General features: G+C 55.5%; 20 protein-coding genes. 14 read left to right on the top strand and 6 right to left on the bottom strand.

Going from position 1 to position 19,684, the window contains the following annotated elements; all coding sequences use genetic code 11:
• Window positions 1–78: 78 nt before the first annotated feature.
• The gene (gene gluQRS / locus GYN01_RS19675) at window positions 79–978 is read right to left on the bottom strand and encodes a tRNA glutamyl-Q(34) synthetase GluQRS (RefSeq protein WP_203307640.1); all 900 of its coding nucleotides are present in this window, start codon (window positions 976–978) and stop codon (window positions 79–81) included.
• A 208-nt stretch (window positions 979–1,186) separates the two neighbouring features.
• On the bottom strand, window positions 1,187–1,627 hold the full coding sequence (dksA, locus tag GYN01_RS19670) for an RNA polymerase-binding protein DksA (RefSeq protein WP_003439669.1): 441 nt from the start codon (window positions 1,625–1,627) through the stop codon (window positions 1,187–1,189).
• 322 nt (window positions 1,628–1,949) lie between these two features.
• Here dksA and GYN01_RS19665 point away from each other — a divergent pair, with 322 nt between their 5' ends.
• Window positions 1,950–3,122, top strand: a complete 1,173-nt coding sequence (locus GYN01_RS19665; protein WP_048402574.1) for a pyridoxal phosphate-dependent aminotransferase — start codon at window positions 1,950–1,952, stop codon at window positions 3,120–3,122.
• On the top strand, window positions 3,122–3,829 hold the full coding sequence (gene sfsA / locus GYN01_RS19660) for a DNA/RNA nuclease SfsA (protein ID WP_203307639.1): 708 nt from the start codon (window positions 3,122–3,124) through the stop codon (window positions 3,827–3,829). The genes GYN01_RS19665 and sfsA overlap by 1 nt, the downstream gene beginning before the upstream one ends.
• Here the strand turns inward: sfsA and GYN01_RS19655 are convergent.
• Window positions 3,812–4,150: a Rieske (2Fe-2S) protein gene (locus GYN01_RS19655; RefSeq protein ID WP_203307638.1), complete on the bottom strand. Its 339-nt coding sequence runs from the start codon at window positions 4,148–4,150 to the stop codon at window positions 3,812–3,814. The two genes, sfsA and GYN01_RS19655, sit on opposite strands and share 18 nt — an antisense overlap.
• A gap of 176 nt (window positions 4,151–4,326) precedes the next feature.
• On the opposite strand from GYN01_RS19655, the gene GYN01_RS19650 reads away from it, so the two are divergent.
• From GYN01_RS19650 to GYN01_RS19640, 3 genes are read left to right on the top strand one after another with little or no spacing between them, the layout of a single operon-like run.
• A complete protein-coding gene (locus GYN01_RS19650) occupies window positions 4,327–5,202 on the top strand; it encodes a heme/hemin ABC transporter substrate-binding protein (protein WP_048366028.1) in 876 nt (291 codons plus the stop codon).
• Window positions 5,199–6,236, top strand: a complete 1,038-nt coding sequence (locus GYN01_RS19645; protein ID WP_048366029.1) for a FecCD family ABC transporter permease — start codon at window positions 5,199–5,201, stop codon at window positions 6,234–6,236. The genes GYN01_RS19650 and GYN01_RS19645 overlap by 4 nt, the downstream gene beginning before the upstream one ends.
• A 44-nt stretch (window positions 6,237–6,280) precedes the next feature.
• The gene (locus tag GYN01_RS19640; protein ID WP_420850456.1) at window positions 6,281–7,003 is read left to right on the top strand and encodes a heme ABC transporter ATP-binding protein; all 723 of its coding nucleotides are present in this window, start codon (window positions 6,281–6,283) and stop codon (window positions 7,001–7,003) included.
• 227 nt (window positions 7,004–7,230) lie between these two features.
• Here GYN01_RS19640 and GYN01_RS19635 read toward each other — a convergent pair whose 3' ends face one another.
• The 3 genes from GYN01_RS19635 to GYN01_RS19625 form a co-directional block, all read right to left on the bottom strand.
• Window positions 7,231–7,503: a TfoX/Sxy family protein gene (locus GYN01_RS19635; protein WP_048366031.1), complete on the bottom strand. Its 273-nt coding sequence runs from the start codon at window positions 7,501–7,503 to the stop codon at window positions 7,231–7,233.
• Window positions 7,504–7,749: 246 nt separating this feature from the next.
• A complete protein-coding gene (locus GYN01_RS19630) occupies window positions 7,750–8,091 on the bottom strand; it encodes a pentapeptide repeat-containing protein (protein ID WP_048366032.1) in 342 nt (113 codons plus the stop codon).
• 91 nt (window positions 8,092–8,182) lie between these two features.
• On the bottom strand, window positions 8,183–9,739 hold the full coding sequence (locus tag GYN01_RS19625) for a bifunctional aminoglycoside phosphotransferase/ATP-binding protein (RefSeq protein WP_048402621.1): 1,557 nt from the start codon (window positions 9,737–9,739) through the stop codon (window positions 8,183–8,185).
• Between the two features lie 116 nt (window positions 9,740–9,855).
• Between GYN01_RS19625 and mrcB the strand changes: the two genes are divergently transcribed.
• The 9 genes from mrcB to msrQ all read left to right on the top strand — a co-directional run bounded on the left by mrcB (window position 9,856) and on the right by msrQ (window position 19,673).
• Window positions 9,856–12,183 carry a penicillin-binding protein 1B gene (mrcB, locus tag GYN01_RS19620; protein WP_203307637.1) on the top strand — a complete coding sequence of 776 codons (2,328 nt, stop codon included), beginning with the start codon at window positions 9,856–9,858 and terminating at the stop codon, window positions 12,181–12,183.
• Window positions 12,184–12,199: 16 nt separating this feature from the next.
• Window positions 12,200–12,937, top strand: coding sequence for a tetratricopeptide repeat protein (locus GYN01_RS19615; protein WP_203307636.1), 738 nt, complete (start codon window positions 12,200–12,202; stop codon window positions 12,935–12,937).
• Window positions 12,937–13,266: a YqcC family protein gene (locus GYN01_RS19610; RefSeq protein ID WP_048402565.1), complete on the top strand. Its 330-nt coding sequence runs from the start codon at window positions 12,937–12,939 to the stop codon at window positions 13,264–13,266. Before GYN01_RS19615 ends, GYN01_RS19610 begins: the two co-directional genes overlap by 1 nt.
• Window positions 13,267–13,697: 431 nt before the next feature.
• Window positions 13,698–15,422 carry an acetolactate synthase 3 large subunit gene (locus tag GYN01_RS19605; protein ID WP_048366045.1) on the top strand — a complete coding sequence of 575 codons (1,725 nt, stop codon included), beginning with the start codon at window positions 13,698–13,700 and terminating at the stop codon, window positions 15,420–15,422.
• Between the two features lie 2 nt (window positions 15,423–15,424).
• Window positions 15,425–15,916, top strand: coding sequence for an acetolactate synthase small subunit (ilvN, locus tag GYN01_RS19600; RefSeq protein WP_048366036.1), 492 nt, complete (start codon window positions 15,425–15,427; stop codon window positions 15,914–15,916).
• 48 nt (window positions 15,917–15,964) lie between these two features.
• Entirely contained in the window at window positions 15,965–16,981 is a 1,017-nt protein-coding gene (gene ilvC, locus GYN01_RS19595; protein WP_048366037.1) for a ketol-acid reductoisomerase, read from the top strand.
• A 143-nt stretch (window positions 16,982–17,124) separates the two neighbouring features.
• Window positions 17,125–17,982, top strand: coding sequence for a CDP-diacylglycerol--serine O-phosphatidyltransferase (gene pssA, locus GYN01_RS19590; protein ID WP_048366038.1), 858 nt, complete (start codon window positions 17,125–17,127; stop codon window positions 17,980–17,982).
• A 63-nt stretch (window positions 17,983–18,045) separates the two neighbouring features.
• Complete coding sequence (gene msrP / locus GYN01_RS19585) at window positions 18,046–19,059, top strand: protein-methionine-sulfoxide reductase catalytic subunit MsrP (protein ID WP_203307635.1); 1,014 nt, start codon at window positions 18,046–18,048, stop codon at window positions 19,057–19,059.
• Complete coding sequence (gene msrQ, locus GYN01_RS19580) at window positions 19,059–19,673, top strand: protein-methionine-sulfoxide reductase heme-binding subunit MsrQ (protein WP_203307634.1); 615 nt, start codon at window positions 19,059–19,061, stop codon at window positions 19,671–19,673. The genes msrP and msrQ overlap by 1 nt, the downstream gene beginning before the upstream one ends.
• Window positions 19,674–19,684 lie beyond the last annotated feature (11 nt).

Below are 19,684 nucleotides of genomic sequence, written 5' to 3'. Positions count from 1 at the left end.
CCTGGCCTCACTTTTACGGGCCGCATGCCCAAAAACGTGCGGCGATGGTAACGGATGGCTGGCAACCTGCAAGAGGTGTCAGCGTAATTGCGCTTCTTGCAAGGTGAGCGCGCGCGGGATCAGCCCGGCGTCCCAGTGCGCTATGCCCCAGTCTAGAACCTCACGCGGGCTTGCGTGCGCAAGGCTATCGTCAGTGGTCTGGCCCAACGCGCGCAGGGCACGTAACAGCAACGGCGTGGCTTGCTCGGGCGTCAGGGGGGGCGAGCGGTAGGACTTGCCCAGTTTGTGGCCGTCGGGTTGCACGATCAGCGGCACATGCAGGTAGCGCGGTTGTGACAATCCCAGCAGCTCTTGCAGGTAAAGCTGGCGCGGTGTTGAGTCCAGCAAGTCGGCGCCGCGCACGATATCGGTGACACCTTGGGCGCCATCATCGAGTACCACCGCTAACTGGTAGGCATACAGCCCGTCGCGGCGGCGAATGATGAAGTCGCCGACCTCGCGTCCTACATGTTGGTCATACATGCCTTGCACGCGATCGGTGAAGGCGTAGTGCAGTTCAGGCACCCGCAAGCGGATGGCGGCGTTTTCCATCGGGTGGCCGGCGTTCTGGCAAAAGCCGGGATAGATACCGTTGTAGCCTTCGAGCTGTTTACGCGAGCAGGTGCAGGCATAGGCCAGGCCTTGGCTGAATAATTTATCCACAACCTGGGCGTAAGCCTCGTGACGTTCGCTTTGGCGTATCAACGTCCCATCCCATTCAAAGCCATAGCGCTCAAGGGCCTGCAGAATGGCCGTTTGGGCGCCGGGCATTTCACGCGGGGGATCGAGGTCTTCCATGCGCAGCAACCAGCGGCCACTCACTGAGCGGGCGTCAAGATAAGAGGCGAGGGCAGCGACCAGTGAGCCAAAGTGCAAATGGCCACTGGGGGTTGGGGCGAAGCGCCCGATGTAAGAGGGGTTTGAGCAAGGAGCGGTCATTGCATAATTCCGTAGCAACTGCCGAAGGCTGCGTCAGAGTGCGAAGCGATGGTGGACCCAGCGTACAAGAGTCGCCCGACACCGCGCAGAGTCTGACGTTACGACGACAGCGTCATCGTACCCAACCTTTGGCTGTTGCCACGGTACGCGGTCATATCGCAAAAACAAAAATGGGGCGTTCGCACGCCCCATTTGGTCAAGCCAGCGGTTATTTGCCGACTTGTTTTTCCTTGATTTCAGCCAAGGTTTTGCAGTCTACGCACATGTCAGCAGTCGGGCGTGCTTCGAGTCGGCGAATACCGATCTCAACGCCACAAGACTCGCACCAGCCGTATTCTTCGTCTTCGATCAATTGCAGCGTCTTGTCGATTTTCTTGATCAGCTTGCGCTCGCGATCGCGTGCACGCAGTTCCAGGCTGAATTCTTCTTCCTGGCTAGCACGGTCGGCCGGGTCAGGAAAGTTTGCCGCTTCGTCTTTCATATGATCAACGGTGCGGTCGACTTCCTGCATCAAGTCCTGTTTCCACTTTTGCAGAATCTTGGTGAAGTGCTTGCGCATGGGCTCGCCCATGTACTCTTCACCCTTCTTTTCAACGTAGGGTTCGAAGCCGCTAAGTTGACTATTCTGTTGCTTTGCTTGTGTGGGCATGAAATGGACCGCCTCTCATTCTTCTAATCCATTGCGCAGGATTGCAACATCACCGACACCTGCCGGCCCTGCGGCTGCAAGCGGGCGAACTTACCAGATCAAATCGGGCCGCGCTACTCCCTGTTGTCTGGCCTGTGGCCGATGATTGTGTACAACGCCTGTGGTGCTTGAGATTAATGGCTGAATATTAATTTTAGTCGAGCTGTGACCGGGGCTTGCGCCGTTTGGTTCTACTCACGCTGGCGTTAAGACTGTATTTAGCTCTCCCTTGAGCACGGGCTTGGGTAGAATCGGGCTTTTGCTTACCCAGGAAGGCAGGCTCATGGCTCAGTCTTACAGTGCGCGAAGCCGCGCAATCGAACCGTTCCACGTGATGGCATTATTGGCCCGAGCCAATGAGTTGCAAGCGGCGGGGCACGATGTAATTCACCTGGAGATCGGTGAGCCTGACTTCACCACCGCCGAGCCAATCATTGCGGCAGGGCAAGCGGCGTTGGCGGCGGGTAAAACCCGCTACACCGCGGCCCGCGGCCTGCCCGAGCTGCGCCAAGCTATCTCGGGGTTTTATCAGCAACGCTACGGGCTGGATATTGACCCTGAGCGAATTCTGATTACTCCAGGTGGGTCAGGCGCACTGCTTTTAGCCAGCAGCCTACTGGTAGATCCGGGAAAGCATTGGCTACTTGCTGATCCTGGCTACCCCTGTAACAGACATTTCCTGCGTCTGGTTGAAGGCGCTGCGCAATTGGTGCCCGTCGGTCCGGAGGTGCGCTACCAACTGACCGCCGACCACGTTGAGCGTTATTGGGATCAAGACAGCGTGGGTGCCTTGGTCGCGTCGCCTGCCAACCCCACTGGCACCCTGTTGAGTCGTGAAGAGTTGACGTCGTTGTCAGCGGCGGTAAAGGCGCGTAACGGGCATTTGGTGGTCGATGAGATCTATCACGGCCTGACCTACGGGTGTGACGCACCGAGTGTGCTGGAGGTTGATGACAGCGCTTTTGTACTTAACAGTTTTTCCAAGTATTTCGGTATGACCGGCTGGCGCCTGGGATGGTTGGTGGCGCCACCGCAAGCCGTCGCAGATCTCGAAAAACTGGCACAAAACCTCTACATCAGTGCGCCAAGCATGGCGCAATACGCCGCGTTGGCCTGCTTTGAGCCACAGACGCTGGCCATTTTGGAGGAGCGTCGCGCCGAGTTCGGCCGTCGTCGTGACTTCTTGCTGCCCGCATTGCGTGAGCTAGGGTTCGGGATCGCAGTAGAGCCCGAAGGCGCGTTTTACCTGTATGCCGACATCAGCGCATTTGGGGGCGATGCCTTCGCGTTTTGCCGACATTTCCTGGAAACGGAGCACGTAGCCTTCACGCCGGGCCTTGATTTTGGCCGTTTCCAGGCGGGGCACCATGTGCGCTTTGCCTACACCCAAAGCCTGCCACGCCTACAGCAAGCGGTTGAGCGCATTGCGCGTGGCTTACAGAGCTGGAAAGCCTGATGCTTTTTTCTCCTGCGTTGGAAGAAGGGCGCTTGATCAAGCGCTACAAGCGTTTCTTGGCCGACATCGAAACTGCCGACGGTGAGTTGATGACCATCCACTGCCCGAACACTGGATCCATGCTTAATTGCATGGTCGAGGGTGGGCAGGTCTGGTTCAGTCGCTCCAATGACCCAAAGCGCAAGCTGCCGGGCACGTGGGAAATCAGCGAGACGCCACAAGGGCGGTTGGCGTATGTGAACACCGGGCGCGCCAATCGCTTGATTGAAGAGGCGTTACTGGCCGGTCAGATCAGCGAACTCAAGGGTTTCAGCGCGCTCAAGCGTGAAGTGGCATACGGGCAGGAAAACAGCCGGATTGATTTTCGCCTGGAGTACTCCGACGGTTTTGCGTTTGTTGAAGTCAAGAGTGTGACCTTGGGGTTTGAGGGCTCGCGTATCGCCGCATTTCCGGATGCGGTCACACAACGGGGTGCCAAACACTTACGTGAACTTGCGAGTTTGGCGCGTGAAGGCGTGCGAGCCGTGCAACTTTATTGCGTCAATCTTACGGGGGTCGATGCGGTGCGACCGGCGCAAGAAATTGATCCCGGTTACGCGGCCGCATTACGCGAAGCAGTCGCAGCTGGCGTGCAAGTGCTGGCTTACGGCGTAAGCCTTACACCTGAAACGGTTGTGGTAGACCGCCGCTTAGCAGTCATCCTCTGACGCGTCATCGCTAATCCATATGCCTTGACTGTCTTCACGGCAGTCAATGGCTGTCAGAAATTGCCCGGCGCAAGGCCCGGCAACGCATTCGCCAGACTCAATCAAAAATAAGGCCGCGTGTGTCGCGCATTTAATCAGGCTGGCACTCTCATCAAGGAACTGATCGGGCTGCCATTCCAACCTGACGTGGCGGTGTGGGCAGCGATTTTTATAGGCGTAGACCTGCCCTTCGCGACGGACGATAAGAAGGTCCAACTCAGGCGTGTCGACGCTGCGGCTGCAACCTTCGCTCAATTCGTGTGAGTGACATAACAACTTCATTGCAATCCTTAATAGCACCTGATGCGAGCGTTGAGGGCGCTGGTGAGAGCGAGTTAAATGGTTGACGTGCAAATGCAAACAATTATCAAATGGCCCGCTGTACTTCGATGTGTTGTTTCAACGGTGCGGGATTTTCACGTATCCCGCTGAGTTCTCTTTTCAAGGAACGCCTCTGTATGCGCTTGAGTATCCGCCTGATTACGCTCTGTGCAGGCCTTTTGATCAGTCACCTCGGCTCAGCTGCCGAACTGCCACAACGCTGGGTCAGTGCCGGTGGCGCACTCTCGGAGTGGGTGAGCACATTGGGTGCGGAGTCTAAATTGGTGGGGGTCGATACCACTAGCCAACATCCTGAATCACTTAAATCGCTACCTAGCATCGGTTATCAACGTCAGCTCTCGGCGGAGGGTATTTTGAGCCTGAGGCCGGATGTATTGATTGGCACCGAAGAGATGGGGCCAGCTGAAGTGTTGAAGCAAATTCGCAGTGCTGGCGTGCCCGTTGAGATGTTCTCGGCACAGCCTGAGCTGAGTGCTTTGCAGTCTAACCTTGCGCATTTAGGGCTTTTGTTGGGTGACGAGGCTCATGCGGCGCAGGTGTTTGCGGGCTATCAAAACCAGTTGGAGCAGCAACAAGCTCAGGTCAAGCACGTACAGGCCAAGCACAAGGCACCGGGTGTTTTGCTGTTGCTGGGGCATGCAGGCGGAAAACCCATGATTGCAGGGAAGGACACCGCAGCCGACTGGCTGTTGACGCAAGCCGGAGGTCATAACCTTGCGACACACACCGGTTACAAACCTTTTTCAGTTGAGGCTTTAGCGGGGCTCAATCCCGAGGTGCTGGTGTTTGCTGACCGCAGTTTGAGTGGGGATGCCGCCCGCGCAGCGCTCTTGAAAGAAAACCCGGTTTTGGCGTCGATTCGCGCGGCTAAAACCGGGCGCATTTATGAAGTTGATCCGACGCTGCTGGTGGGGGGGCTGGGGCCACGTTTGCCGGACCGTCTCAAACAGCTTACGGCTGAGTTTTACCCTGCGACCTCGGTTGCTCCATGAGGACGTTGGTAAAGCCCCGTCCTTTGTTTATAGGGTTGGGCATGTTGTGCCTACTGGCGACCTGGCTGTCGTTGGCACTGGGGCCAGTGAGCCTGCCGCTCTTTGACACCTTGCGCGCAGCATTGCGCTTGCTCGGTATGCCCATCCAGGGCGAAGGCTTGGAGCAGGCTGAGTTGATCCTAGGCCAGATCCGTGTGCCGCGTACCTTATTGGGTTTGGCGGTGGGCGGTGTGCTGGCGCTCTCGGGCGTTGCCATGCAGGGCTTGTTTCGAAACCCTTTGGCCGATCCAGGTTTGGTGGGCGTGTCCAGTGGCGCCGCGCTGGGTGCGGCTATCGCCATTGTTGGCGGCTCAGCCTTTGGCGGTTTGCCAGACGTCCTCGGGCCTTATGTGTTGTCGTTAAGCGCGTTTCTCGGCGGGTTGGGCGTCACGGCGCTGGTTTACCGTTTGGGGCGGCGTAATGGCCAGACGAATGTCGCCGTTATGTTGCTTGCCGGTATCGCTTTGACTGCCTTGGCCGGTTCCGCGGTGGGGCTTTTTACCTATCTGGCGGATGACGCGACCCTTCGCACGCTGACCTTCTGGAATTTAGGCAGTTTGAATGGCGCCAGTTACGCGCGACTGTGGCCGTTACTACTGGTCACTGCGGGCGTTGCGCTTTGGTTGCCTCGCCGGGCAAACGCATTGAATGCGCTGCTGTTGGGTGAGTCGGAGGCCAACCATTTGGGCATTGATGTGGAAGGGCTCAAGCGTGAACTGGTGTTTTGTACGGCTTTGGGTGTGGGGGCTGCTGTGGCAGCGGCCGGTATGATCGGTTTTATTGGTTTGGTGGTGCCGCACCTGGTGCGGCTGCTGGCGGGTCCCGATCACCGTGTGCTATTGCCTGCGTCTGTAATGGCGGGCGCCAGCTTATTGTTGTTCGCGGACCTAATTGCACGTTTGGCGCTGGCGCCCGCCGAATTGCCGATAGGCATTGTGACGGCTTTTCTGGGTGCACCGTTCTTCCTCTATTTATTACTGCGAGGCCGTCACTGATGTTGCGAACGGAGAACTTGCACATTTGTCGCAACCATAAAATGGTGCTGTCGGATGTCACGCTTGAGGTTCGTCCTGGGGAAGTGCTCGGCGTGCTGGGGCCTAATGGCGCAGGTAAGAGCACACTGTTGGCTGCTCTGTGCGGGGAGCTGGCGCCAACGCAGGGGCAGGTATGGCTTGATCATCAGGCCTTGAATCAGTGGAAAGGCCCCCAGCGCGCTCAGCGACTGGCCGTCTTGCCGCAAACGTCGACGCTGGACTTCGCGTTTCGAGTTGAAGAGGTGGTGGGCATGGGCCGTTTGCCCCACCAGACGGGTCATGTTCGCGATGCCGAAATCGTGCATGAGGCCCTGAAAGCCGCTGACGTAGAACATTTGGCCGGGCGCAGTTACCTGGCGTTATCGGGTGGGGAGCGTCAGCGGGTGCATCTGGCGCGTGTGTTAGCGCAGTTGTGGCCGGGGCAGGGCGGGCAAACCTTGTTGCTGGATGAACCCACGTCAATGCTGGACCCTTTGCACCAGCACACCACACTCAAAGCTATCCGTGCCTTTGCCGACCGCGGCGCGGCGGTGTTGATCATCTTGCATGACTTGAACCTGGCCGCGCGGTATTGCGATCGATTGCTGCTGTTGGAGGACGGCCAACCGCGTGCTTTAGGCTGTCCGCAAGGCGTGTTGCAGCCAGAATTACTCAAAGCTGTGTTTGGCTTGGATGTGTTGGTTCAGCCTCACCCTGAGCTAGGGCACCCGTTGATTATTGCGCGCTGAAATAAGGCATCGGCGTTAAGGCTTTTACTGTTCGACAGGCAAAAAAAGACCCGGCAAGAGCCGGGTCAAATAACCGTGATTAGCCTGATGAGGAGATTTTCTGAGAGTCCGAACCAAGGGCCTTCCAGAAGATCGGCTGGTCTCGCGACCAGATGGCGTAATAATAACAATTCTCATTACGCTGTCAACACCTGTTTATCGACTTTCTTTGCGCGCCCTAAAAACTGTCAGGCTTTGCGCGTGGGCGATAAAACGTCCACCTGTTTATTCAATGCTTCTTTGCGATCCACAGGAATGTCATTCCAGTGCACATCCAGCAAAGCGCCCTCAATCGCATAAAGCAGCACTTTAGATGCTCTAAACCCGCGCGCTTTGACGGCGCGATAGGCATCGACTGCGCCCAAGCGTTTCAAATCTGAAGCGCTATGAATACCTACAGCGTGTAGCCATTGCGCCGACGTCTTTCCAAGATTTCTCAAGTTCTGGAGTTCATCATTCATCAAGCCTCCTTGCGACGGCACGCGCAGTGTTTACGGGACTAAGCCAGTCTTACAGGAGTGTAGCGCTCGGTAGGAAAACCGCAGTTCTTTAGTCGGTTTTGGAACAAGTAGGCATTTTGAAATGTGTTTTTTGGTTGTTGGATACAACCAAAGAAGGGCTGAAAGTATTTAGGTAGAGCGGCTGAATGTCAGCGACAGGCAAGTCCACGCCGACGCAAAAAGCGTAGGACTCGATGTCGTATTTTCCTACTTTGTGCGGTAGCGCAACCGCGTGCCGAAGTTGACGGACATGAGAATTTCATCGGCGGTCAGTTCAACCGGGAAGTAAGCGCCGGAAATCTGCGCGTGGGCCAGGCTGGCGCCCTCAATGCAGGTTGTGCGCAGATCGAGTCCGCGCAAATCAGCAGAGCGGAAATAACCGTCTGTGAAATCGACATCCTGAGCATTCAGTTCGCGCAGGTCGAGCCCTCGAAAGTCTCCACCGGACATGTCGATAGGGCCTTGTGGGCGCTCTTGGTTAAATGCGCGGATATCGTCCTTGTGCAACAAGGCGTAAAGCGCGGAATCAAGCAGTCGTGGGCGGCTCATGGTTGCGTCTCCTGTTGGATTTATGACGCCATTATAGTGCCACTATTGCGAGGCCGTGAAACCCTTGCGGTTTCGCGGCCTAATTTAGCGATTAAAGGCCGGGTAAGCGTTGACGAATATCTGCGATCAATGTGTCCAGGCTTTTACTGTTGTGGGTTTCAACGTGCTTGCTGCGTAGCGCCTCGTCTGCGCCGAGTGGCTCGCGGCTTGTCTGTTGCGCGCGTACCACCTCAAGGGTGGCGTCTGAGGGGTCCTTTCCTTCGGACTGGCGATGAGCTAGCCATCCTTCGATCACTGCATCGGGTGCCGTGCAGTCGAGGATCAAGCAAGGCACACCCGTGGACTCGGCCACGCTGGCAGCAGCGTCACGCTGATCACGCTTGAGGTAGGTGGCATCAATGACCACCGGGAAACCTGCACGCAGCACGGTTTCTGCCAATTCGTGCAGTTTTTTGTAAGTGCTGACGCTTGCGTCGGCATTGTAGATCCCTTGGCCTACAGCATTTTCAGCCTTTTGCTCACCAAACAACTGCTTGCGGATGACATCAGAGCGCAATCGAATCGCACCCAAAGACTCAACCAGACGCATGGCAACCGAGCTTTTACCCACTGCCGAAACGCCGTGCGTGATGGCGAGGAAGCGTGAAGGAATAGTGCTGTAGCTTTCTGCCAGGTTGGCGTAGTTGCGATACTGGCGCAGCGTGGCGGCGCGTTGCACCGGGCTGGCTTCGGCCGGCATGCTGAACAGACTGACTTTGGCGCGCACCAGGGCACGATAGGCTTTATAGAAGTTGAGCAGTTCAAGGCCCTGATAGTCGCCTGTCAGCTCCAGGTATTGGCTGACAAAACGACGCGCCAGACATTTCAGGCCACGGTCTTCGAGGTCCATTGCCAGGAAACCGACATCGCCGTAAACATCGGTGAAACGGAAGGGTTCGTTGAACTCAATACAGTCGAAGATCACCACGTTGCCATCAATCATGGTGGCGTTACCCAGGTGAATATCACCGTGACATTCGCGGATGAAGCCTTGGACTTTGCGCTGCTCCAGTAAAGGCTTGAGGCGGATAAAGCTGGCTTCAGCCCACGCTTGAAGCGCGTCCAGTTGCTGTAGGTCTGCTTTATCTGTCAGGAAAGGTCGAATTTGATCGAAGTTTTGGCGCACTGGCTCCATCACCGCTTCAGGCGTGCCTTGATAGTGCTCAAGTGGCACGTGAGGCGCATGCGCATGGAAGTGAGCAATTTGTTGCGCCATTTCGTCGATGTGAGCGGCAGTTAGCTCGCCATTGGCCTGCAATGTGCTGAGCAGTTGGCTCTGCGGGAATTGGCGCATTTTCAGCGCATATTCGATGACAGGACCATCGCCAGCCAATACGGGGGCTTCAGCTGTGCCCGTAATCGGCACAACGTCCAGGTACAAACCTTCAGTCAGACGCTGGTTCAAGCGCAGCTCTTCGTTGCAAAAGAACTGACGTTTGGCTAGGTCGGTGAAATCGAGAAAGCCAAAATTAACCGGTTTTTTCAGCTTGTAGGCGTAAGGGCCGGTGAGGATCACCCAGGAAATGTGCGTTTCGATGACCTGAAACCCATCAACTTCATGTGGGTATAGGTTCGGGTTCTGTAGCGCGGCGATCAGGTTCTGGCTCACGATTGATCCTTCAAGGCTGGGAAAATTCAATGGGCCATTATGGCTGTTGACAGCGGTACTGCAAACCGCCGGGCTGCGCATGATGAACATGAATAAAGTGCGTATAATCCGCCGCCATGACTCGTACCCGATCCCCTCGTTCCCGTTCCAAACGTCCTGCTCGCGGCGGCCTTCGCCCATGGCTGGGCTGGGCGCTTAAGCTCAGTCTGGTCGGCCTGGTTGTGCTGGCAGGTTTTGCCGTTTACCTCGACGCTATCGTTCAGGAGAAATTCTCCGGTAAGCGCTGGACTATCCCGGCCAAGGTTTACGCCCGGCCTCTGGAGCTGTTCGTCGGCCAAAAGCTGAGCAAGAACGACTTCCTGACGGAACTCGATGCTTTGGGTTACCGGCGTGAAAACGCGGTCAGTGGCCCTGGCGCGGCGTCCGTGAATGGCAATACGGTTGACCTCAACACCCGCGGTTTTCAGTTTTATGAAGGCGCTGAGAAAGCGCAGCCGGTGCGTGTGCGTTTTTCTGGCGATTATGTGGCTGAGCTATCGGCGTCCAACGGCTCCAAACTGCCAGTGGTGCGTCTTGAGCCGCTATTGATTGGCGGGCTTTACCCCAAGAACCTTGAAGACCGCATTCTGATCAATATCGATCAAGTGCCGCCGTTTCTGCTGGAAACGCTGGTGACGGTTGAAGATCGTGATTTTTACCATCACTTGGGCGTTTCGCCGAAGTCGATTGCCCGTGCTATTTGGGTCAACTCATCCTCCGGGCAAATGCGTCAGGGCGGCAGTACGCTCACGCAGCAGTTGGTCAAAAACTTCTACCTGACCAATGAGCGCAGCCTGAGCCGCAAGCTGACCGAAGCGATGATGGCGTTACTGCTGGAGTTGCATTACGACAAGCGGGAGATCCTTGAGGCTTACCTCAACGAGGTTTTTGTCGGCCAGGACGGTCAGCGTGCGGTGCATGGTTTTGGTCTGGCCAGTCAGTTCTTCTTCAGTCAGCCATTGGCGGAACTCAAGCTGCACCAAGTGGCGCTATTGGTGGGAATGGTCAAAGGGCCCTCGGCTTATAACCCGCGTCGTTATCCGGAACGGGCGCTTGAGCGACGTAATTTGGTACTCGACTTGCTGGAGCAGCAGGGTGTGGCAACCGCGGAGCAAGTGGCAGCGGCCAAGAAAATGCCTCTGGGTGTGACCAAGCGCGGCAGTTTGGCCGACAGTTCTTTCCCGGGCTTTCTTGATTTGGTGAAGCGTCAGTTGCGTGAAGATTATCGCGACGAAGATTTGACCGAAGAGGGGCTGCGAATTTTCACCAGCTTTGACCCGATTTTGCAAATGAAGTCCGAAGCTGCCGTGGGCGAAACCTTCAAGCGTCTGGCTGGGCGCAAAGGTGCTGATGAAGTTGAAGCAGCCATGGTGGTGACCAACCCGGAGACCGGTGAAGTCCAGGCTTTGATTGGCAGTCGTGTGCCAGGTTACGCGGGCTTCAATCGTGCGCTGGATGCGGTACGTCCGATTGGCTCATTGATTAAGCCCGCCGTGTATTTGACGGCTCTTGAGCGCCCGAGTCAGTACACACTGACCAGTTGGTTGTCAGACGAACCGTTGTCGATTAAAGGTGCGGACGGGCAAGTCTGGAAACCTCAGAACTATGACCGCCGCTCTCATGGCACGGTTTTCCTTTATCAGTCGATGATGAACTCCTACAACTTGGGCACTGTGCGTCTGGGTCAGGAAGTGGGGGTGCCGAATGTACTCAAGACCCTGGCGCGGCTGGGTGTGGAGCGCGAGTTTCCGGCGTTCCCTTCCATGTTGTTAGGGGCTGGCGCACTCAGCCCGATGGAAGTGGCGACGATGTATCAGACCTTGGCCAACGGTGGCTTTAATACGCCGATGCGCGGGATTCGCAGTGTGTTGACGGCCGAAGGCGAACCGCTCAAGCGCTACCCGTTCCAGATCCAGCAGCGCTTTGATCCGGGCTCGATCTACCTGATTCAAAACGCTATGCAGCACGTGATGCGTGAAGGCACCGGGCGCTCGGTTTACAACGTATTGCCCAAAACCCTCGCGTTGGCGGGTAAAACGGGCACCAGTAACGATTCGCGTGACAGCTGGTTTGCAGGGTTCAGTCAGGATGTGTTGGCCGTCGTTTGGCTGGGGCGTGATGACAACGGCAAAACACCGTTCACGGGTGCAACGGGTGCTTTGCAGGTATGGACCAGCTTTATGAACAAGGCCGATCCATTGCCGCTGGACATGCCGCAGCCGGATAACATCGTGCAAGCCTGGATTGACCCGCATACCGGGCAAGGGTCTGATGCCAACTGCCCTGGAGCGGTGCAGATGCCGTATATTCGCGGCAGTGAACCGCCAGCGGGTGCCAGTTGCGCAGCGCAAACGCCTGCAACCGGTGACGCTGTGATGGATTGGGTCAAGGGCTGGTTGAATTAAGCAAAGAGGGTTTGACGTGAATAAGTGGTGGTTTCCGGCTGTAACAGCCCTGGCTTTGCTCAATGGTTGCGCCAGCGTGCCGCAGGGTTCAATCCCTGTGGTCGACTCAGGTGTACCGGTGTCGAATAACGAACGTATTTCGGCCCAGCGCACGGCCGGGAATTACCCGCAAGCAGCTGCGCCACGTGCTGAGCAGTCTCAGGCAATTGCTCAGGACTCGGGTGTGGTCGTGATGATTCCGGGTGGTGGTGCGGCAGTGTCGACCCCGATCAGCACCGAACCGTTTACGCCGGGGCCGATTACTCCCGGCCCTGCAGCGGCGCCAATCAGTACCGGCAGTTACACGCCGGGGGCTGCCTACAGCGCACCGACACCGATTACGCCAAGTGGAATCCCGTCTAACAGTGGCGGGCTGGCGGCCGATGAACAACTGGATGGTCCGGTGCTGGCGCTGCTTACAACGGCTCAACAGCAACAAGCCACGGGCGACTTGAATGGTGCCTCATCCAGTCTTGAGCGAGCGCAACGTGTCGCACCCCGTGAACCGCAGGTGCTCTATCGACTGGCGCAAGTTCGTATGGCGCAAGGGGACGCGGCTCAGGCCGAGCAGTTTGCGCGTCGCGGTTTGACATTCGCCAATGGCCGACCCGATTTGCAAGCCAGCCTGTGGGGGTTGATTGCACAAGCGCGTGATAAACAAGGTGATGCCGCTGGCGCTGCATTGGCTCGTCAAAAAGCCAAGGTAAGTCTGTGATGGATGCCCGCTTTCCCCTAATCGCTGAACAGTTGTTGTTGATTGAGCGTGAGTTGCGCTTACAGGGCTGGTGGGACGCGGAGTCCCCCGGCGCCGACGCGCTGTGCAGTGTCGAGCCTTTCTCGGTGGATAAGCTGGACTTCCATCAGTGGTTGCAATGGATTTTTCTGGTAAGGATGAAGCAGATTCTTGAGCAGAATCTACCACTGCCCAACGCGTCGGGAATTCTTGAAATGGCCGAAATGGTGTATGCCGATCGGCCGCAAGAGAGCCTTGGTCTGCGTGACGCGCTGAAAAAATTCGACCAATTGATCGTCGACGCTCGTTAATTGCCTGACGGCCCGCTTTTTCGGCAGTCGTGCGCATATTTCTACCGCTTTGCGCCATTCACGCGAGTTTTATCCCTCACCAAACCCATTTATTTCATGTTCAGATGCGCGTAGTTGGAAAAAAGCGCAATTTTTACTTGACTTGGATGGGGTGAATGAGAAGAATCGAAAGTCCGCTGTAGAGGGACTGCCAGAAGCAGGCCCTCTCAGCAGATCATGAGGCGCACACCCGCGCCGACCTGTTACACCCGCAACGCGTTACCTCGCGCTGGGTGGGAAAACTCCGCAATATTTGGAGGGCTCCCAATACTTGCTCAGTCAGTGCTGACGTAGTCGGCGACCACCGTCGCTCATGCTCTGCTGAAAAGTAAACCTATTAAGACCCGTTCGTTTTTTGCGATCGGTATTCTGGCGTTTTAGAGGTGAACAACGTGGAGCTTTTATCTGGCGGTGAGATGCTGGTCCGCTTTTTGCGCGACGAAGGTGTCAAACATATCTACGGGTACCCTGGTGGTGCTCTCCTGCACGTCTACGACGCACTGTTCAAAGAACCGGAAGTGACTCACATCCTGGTTCGTCACGAGCAAGCGGCGACCCATATGGCTGACGGTTATGCCCGTGCCACCGGTAAAGCCGGTGTGGTACTGGTGACTTCCGGGCCGGGTGCTACCAATGCCATTACCGGTATTGCTACCGCCTATATGGACTCCATTCCGATGGTGATCATTTCCGGCCAGGTGCCTAGCACCATGGTCGGCACCGATGCGTTCCAGGAAACCGACATGATCGGTATTTCCCGGCCGATCGTGAAGCACAGCTTTATGATCAAGCATGCTTCGGAGATCCCGGAGGTCATGAAAAAGGCGTTCTATCTCGCGCAGTCCGGTCGCCCTGGTCCAGTGGTTGTCGATATCCCTAAAGATATGACAAACCCGGCTGAGAAGTTCGAATACGTTTTTCCGAAAAAAGCCAAGTTGCGCTCTTATAGTCCAGCGGTTCGTGGACACTCCGGGCAAATCCGTAAAGCAGCAGAAATGTTGCTTGCGGCCAAGCGCCCGGTTCTTTACGCAGGCGGCGGCGTTATCTTGGGCGGCGGTTCTGCACCGTTGACTGAGCTGGCGAAAATGCTCAACGTGCCCGTGACCAATACGTTGATGGGATTGGGCGCTTACCCTGGCACTGATCGTCAGTTCATTGGCATGTTGGGAATGCACGGCAGCTTTACGGCCAACATGACCATGCATAACGCAGATGTCATTTTGGCGGTGGGTGCGCGCTTTGATGATCGTGTCATCAACGGCCCATCCAAGTTTTGCCCGAATGCCAAGATCATCCATGTCGATATCGACCCGGCATCCATCTCCAAAACCATCAAGGCGGATGTGCCGATCGTTGGCCCGGTTGAGAGTGTAATGACCGAAATGGTCGCGATTCTCAAGGAAATTGGCGAAAAGCCTAATGCCGAAGCGGTTGCCGCTTGGTGGAAGCAGATTGACGAGTGGCGTGGTGATCGCGGTCTGTTCCCGTATGAAAAGGGCGACGGCAGCAAGATCAAGCCACAAGCCGTTATCGAAATGCTTTGTGAAGTGACCAAGGGCGATGCATATGTCACCTCTGATGTCGGGCAGCACCAGATGTTTGCCGCCCAATACTATCGCTTCAACAAGCCGAATCGCTGGATCAATTCCGGTGGTCTGGGAACGATGGGTTTTGGTTTCCCGGCAGCGATGGGTGTGAAGCTGAATTTTCCTGATGCCGATGTCGCTTGTGTGACAGGCGAAGGGAGTATTCAGATGAATATTCAGGAGTTGTCTACTTGTTTGCAGTACGACTTGCCCGTAAAGATCATCAGCCTGAATAACGGCGTGTTGGGGATGGTTCGCCAGTGGCAGGATATGAACTACGGCAGTCGTCATTCGCATTCCTACATGGAGTCGTTGCCTGACTTCGTCAAGCTGGCTGAAGCGTATGGTCATGTGGGAATTCGCATCACCGACCTGAAAGACCTGAAGCCGAAGATGGAAGAAGCTTTCGCCATGAAAGATCGCTTGGTGTTCCTGGATATTCAGGTGGATACCAGTGAGCACGTGTACCCGATGCAGATCAAAGATGGGTCCATGCGAGACATGTGGCTGAGCAAGACGGAGCGTACTTAATCATGCGGCACATTATTTCTTTGCTTCTTGAGAACGAACCGGGTGCTTTGTCTCGTGTTGTCGGGCTTTTTTCGCAACGTAACTACAACATTGAAAGCCTGACCGTGGCGCCGACTGAAGACCCGACCTTGTCGCGTCTGACGCTGACCACGGTGGGGCATGATGAAGTCATCGAGCAGATCACTAAAAACCTGAACAAGCTGATTGAAGTGGTCAAGTTGGTCGACCTGTCCGAGAGCGCTCACATTGAGCGTGAGTTGATGTTGGTCAAGATCAAGGCCACGGGTGCTCAGCGTGCGGAGATCAAGCGGACGACGGACATATTTCGTGGCCAGATAGTTGATGTCAGCGCCAGTGTTTATACCGTTCAATTGACCGGTACAAGTGACAAGCTCGACAGTTTCATTCAATCGATTGGAACCGCTTCGATCCTGGAAACAGTTCGCAGTGGCGTCACCGGGATAGCCCGTGGCGATAAAGTACTCAGCCTCTAAAACAAATAAGTGCTAATGGCCTGAATGGCCTGGATATAAGGGAAAATCATGAAAGTTTATTACGACAAAGACTGCGACCTTTCGATCATCCAGGGCAAAAAAGTAGCCATCATTGGTTACGGCTCCCAGGGTCACGCTCAAGCCTGCAACTTGAAAGACTCCGGCGTTGACGTGACTGTAGGTCTGCGCAAAGGTTCGGCTACTGTCGCTAAAGCTGAGGCTCACGGCCTGAAAGTAACTGACGTTGCAAGCGCTGTTGCTGCTGCTGACGTGGTCATGATTCTTACCCCGGACGAGTTCCAGTCGTCGCTGTACAAGAACGAAATCGAGCCTAACATCAAGAAAGGCGCCACGTTGGCCTTCTCTCACGGTTTTGCGATCCATTACAATCAGGTTGTACCGCGTGCTGACCTCGACGTAATCATGATTGCACCGAAAGCTCCTGGCCACACCGTGCGTTCCGAGTTCGTGAAAGGCGGTGGTATTCCTGACCTGATCGCGATCTACCAGGACGCTTCGGGCAATGCCAAAAACGTTGCTCTGTCTTACGCATCGGGCGTGGGCGGCGGCCGTACCGGTATCATCGAAACCACCTTCAAGGACGAAACTGAAACTGACTTGTTCGGTGAGCAGGCCGTTCTCTGCGGCGGTACCGTTGAGCTGGTCAAAGCAGGTTTTGAAACACTGGTTGAAGCCGGTTACGCGCCAGAAATGGCTTACTTCGAGTGCTTGCACGAATTGAAGTTGATCGTTGACCTCATGTACGAAGGCGGTATCGCCAACATGAACTACTCGATCTCCAACAACGCAGAGTACGGCGAGTACGTGACAGGGCCGGAAGTGATCAACGCTGAATCCCGCCAGGCAATGCGTAATGCGCTCAAGCGCATTCAGGATGGCGAGTACGCGAAGATGTTTATCAGTGAGGGGGCTACAGGCTACCCATCGATGACTGCCAAGCGTCGTAACAACGCAGCTCACGGCATCGAAATCATCGGCGAGCAATTGCGCTCGATGATGCCTTGGATCGGTGCGAACAAAATCGTCGACAAAGCTAAAAACTAAGTTTTTGACGTAAAGAAAGACGCGGCCTCGGCCGCGTTTTTTCGTTTAAGGGGTGGCTTCTGGTATAAAGCATGATTGTTTGCGAACCCGCGATGGTCGCAAGCCTCTATCGAAACTTTCCATATCGTTGCAAGGTAATGTCCATGAGCGAACGTCCCGAAGAGCCAAAACAGGCCTCTGACGCCGATAGCCTGCTGCCTATCGATGAGCATGTCGAAGAAGGACATGACGCCGAAGGCCGTAAAGTCCGGCATCGTGGTATCTATCTGCTACCAAATCTTTTCACGACGGCAAACCTGTTCGCAGGTTTCTATTCCATCATCAACTCGATGAGTGCTCAAAGCGCCATGAGTGCAGGTGATGCGGCGAGTGCCAGCAAATACTTTGCCTTTGCCGCTATTGCGATCTTTGTCGCCATGGTGCTGGACGGGCTTGATGGCCGTGTAGCGCGCATGACCAATACCGAAAGTGCTTTCGGCGCTGAATACGACTCGCTGTCTGACATGGTTGCGTTTGGCGTGGCCCCTGCATTGCTCGCCTTTGGCTGGGCCTTGGGTGATATGGGTAAAGTCGGCTGGATGGTCGCCTTCATCTATGTAGCAGGTGCAGCACTGCGTTTGGCGCGTTTCAACACTCAGGTCGGAACCGCCGACAAGCGTTACTTTATTGGCCTGGCAAGCCCGGCTGCCGCAGGTGTGGTGGCGGGGATCGTATGGGCCTTCAGTGATTACGGCATTCAGGGCTCGAAAATGTCGTTCCTGGTTGCTTTGCTTGTCGCCGCTGCGGGCATGCTGATGGTCAGCAATATCAAGTACAACAGCTTTAAAGAGCTGGACCTAAAAGGTCGTGTGCCGTTTGTAGCCATTCTGGCTGTAGTCCTTGTGTTCGCTGTGGTGTTCAGTGATCCGCCGCGTATTTTGCTGTTGGTATTCCTCGCTTATGCAGCGTCGGGTCCCGTGCAATATTTATTGCGTCTGCGCCGTAACAAAAACGCCGAGTGATGTAATTTCTCCCATACTCCGTAGTCTATTGGTGCATCAGTCCTCCAATGCTACGGAGTTGTCATGCTAATCAAGCTCCCAAAAGCGTCCGACAGTAAAGAGTCGGATATCACGCCTGAATCCTTCTATTTATCCCGTCGTTCATTGCTTGGCAGCTCGCTTGCCGGTTTGGCTGTGTCTGCGCTTCCACGCTGGGCAAGTGCTGAAGAGGCTGCTCGTTATGCTGATGTAGAGTTGGGTAAACCGCCCGCCTGGTTCACCGAAAAATTGCCTCAGACCCAATGGCAGGCCGTTAACGTAAAGGGTGAAGCCATCACGCCTTTTAAAGATGCCACTCACTACAACAACTTTTACGAGTTTGGCACTGACAAAAGCGACCCGGCGCAAAACGCAGGTGCTCTGAAGACTCAGCCGTGGACTGTGTTTATAGACGGCGAGGTGGGTAAGCCGGGGCGCTATGCGCTGGAAGACTTTATGAAGCCTTACCAGTTGGAGGAGCGGATATATCGCCTGCGTTGCGTTGAGGCATGGTCGATGGTGATTCCTTGGATGGGCTTCCCCTTATCGGCGTTGCTCAAGCAGGTGGAGCCTACGTCAAAAGCCAAATACATCCGTTTTGAAACGTTGCAGGACCCTAAGGTCATGCCGGGGCAGCGTTCAGGTTTCGCATTGATTGACTGGCCCTATGTCGAGGGCTTGCGGCTTGATGAGGCAATGAACCCATTGGCTATATTGGCAGTGGGGATGTACGGAAGGGAGTTGCCTAATCAGAACGGCGCGCCGTTACGGCTGGTGGTGCCTTGGAAGTATGGCTTTAAGAGCGTGAAGTCTATTGTGCGAATCAGCCTGGTGGAGGATCAGCCCAAGACGACCTGGCAAAGCATTGCGGCAGATGAATACGGGTTCTATGCAAATGTGAACCCGCAAGTCGACCACCCGCGCTGGACTCAGGCGCGTGAGCGGCGTCTACCTAGCAGCCTGTTTAGCCCGAATGTGCGTGAGACGCAGATGTTCAACGGGTATGGCGATGAGGTTGCCTCTTTATACAGTGGCCTTGATTTACGGAAGAACTATTAATGCGATTCGCGTATTGGCGTTCTGCTGTGTTCATAGCAGCAGCTATTTGGCCACTGTTATGGCTGTATGAGGCTTGGACTCTGTCCTTGGGGCCTGATCCCGGAAAAGTATTAGTTGATCGACAGGGGTTGGGGACTCTGATTTTATTGTTGATCACGCTGTGCATGACGCCTCTGCATAAAATTACTGGGTGGGCGGGGTGGATTGCCGTACGGCGTCAGATCGGTTTGTGGTGCTTTGCTTACGTTGTTCTGCATCTGCTAGCGTATCTGGCGTTTGTGCTGGGGTTCGATTGGTCGCAGTTGGGTGTTGAGTTACGCAAGCGCCCTTACATCATTGTGGGCAGTCTTGGTTTCTTGGGGTTGTTGGTGCTGGCTGTGACATCGAACCGATACAGTCAGCGACGCTTGGGCGCCCGGTGGAAAAAGCTGCATCGCCTTGTCTACGGCGTTTTGGGGCTTGGATTACTGCATATGCTGTGGATAGTGAGGGCGGATCTCAAGGAGTGGTCTATCTATGCGGCCATTGGCGTTGCGTTGATTGTGCTGCGCGTGCCTGTTGTGGTGCGGCGTCTTGCGCGTCTATATAAGAAGAAATCGATGCCCGTTAATTAAGTCAAAATTAA

Origin of the sequence: Pseudomonas weihenstephanensis, from assembly GCF_016812185.1 — a bacterium.
Taxonomy (GTDB): domain Bacteria; phylum Pseudomonadota; class Gammaproteobacteria; order Pseudomonadales; family Pseudomonadaceae; genus Aquipseudomonas; species Aquipseudomonas weihenstephanensis.
Note: the sequence above shows the minus strand (reverse complement) of the source record. Positions and strands in the feature narration are given on the sequence as shown.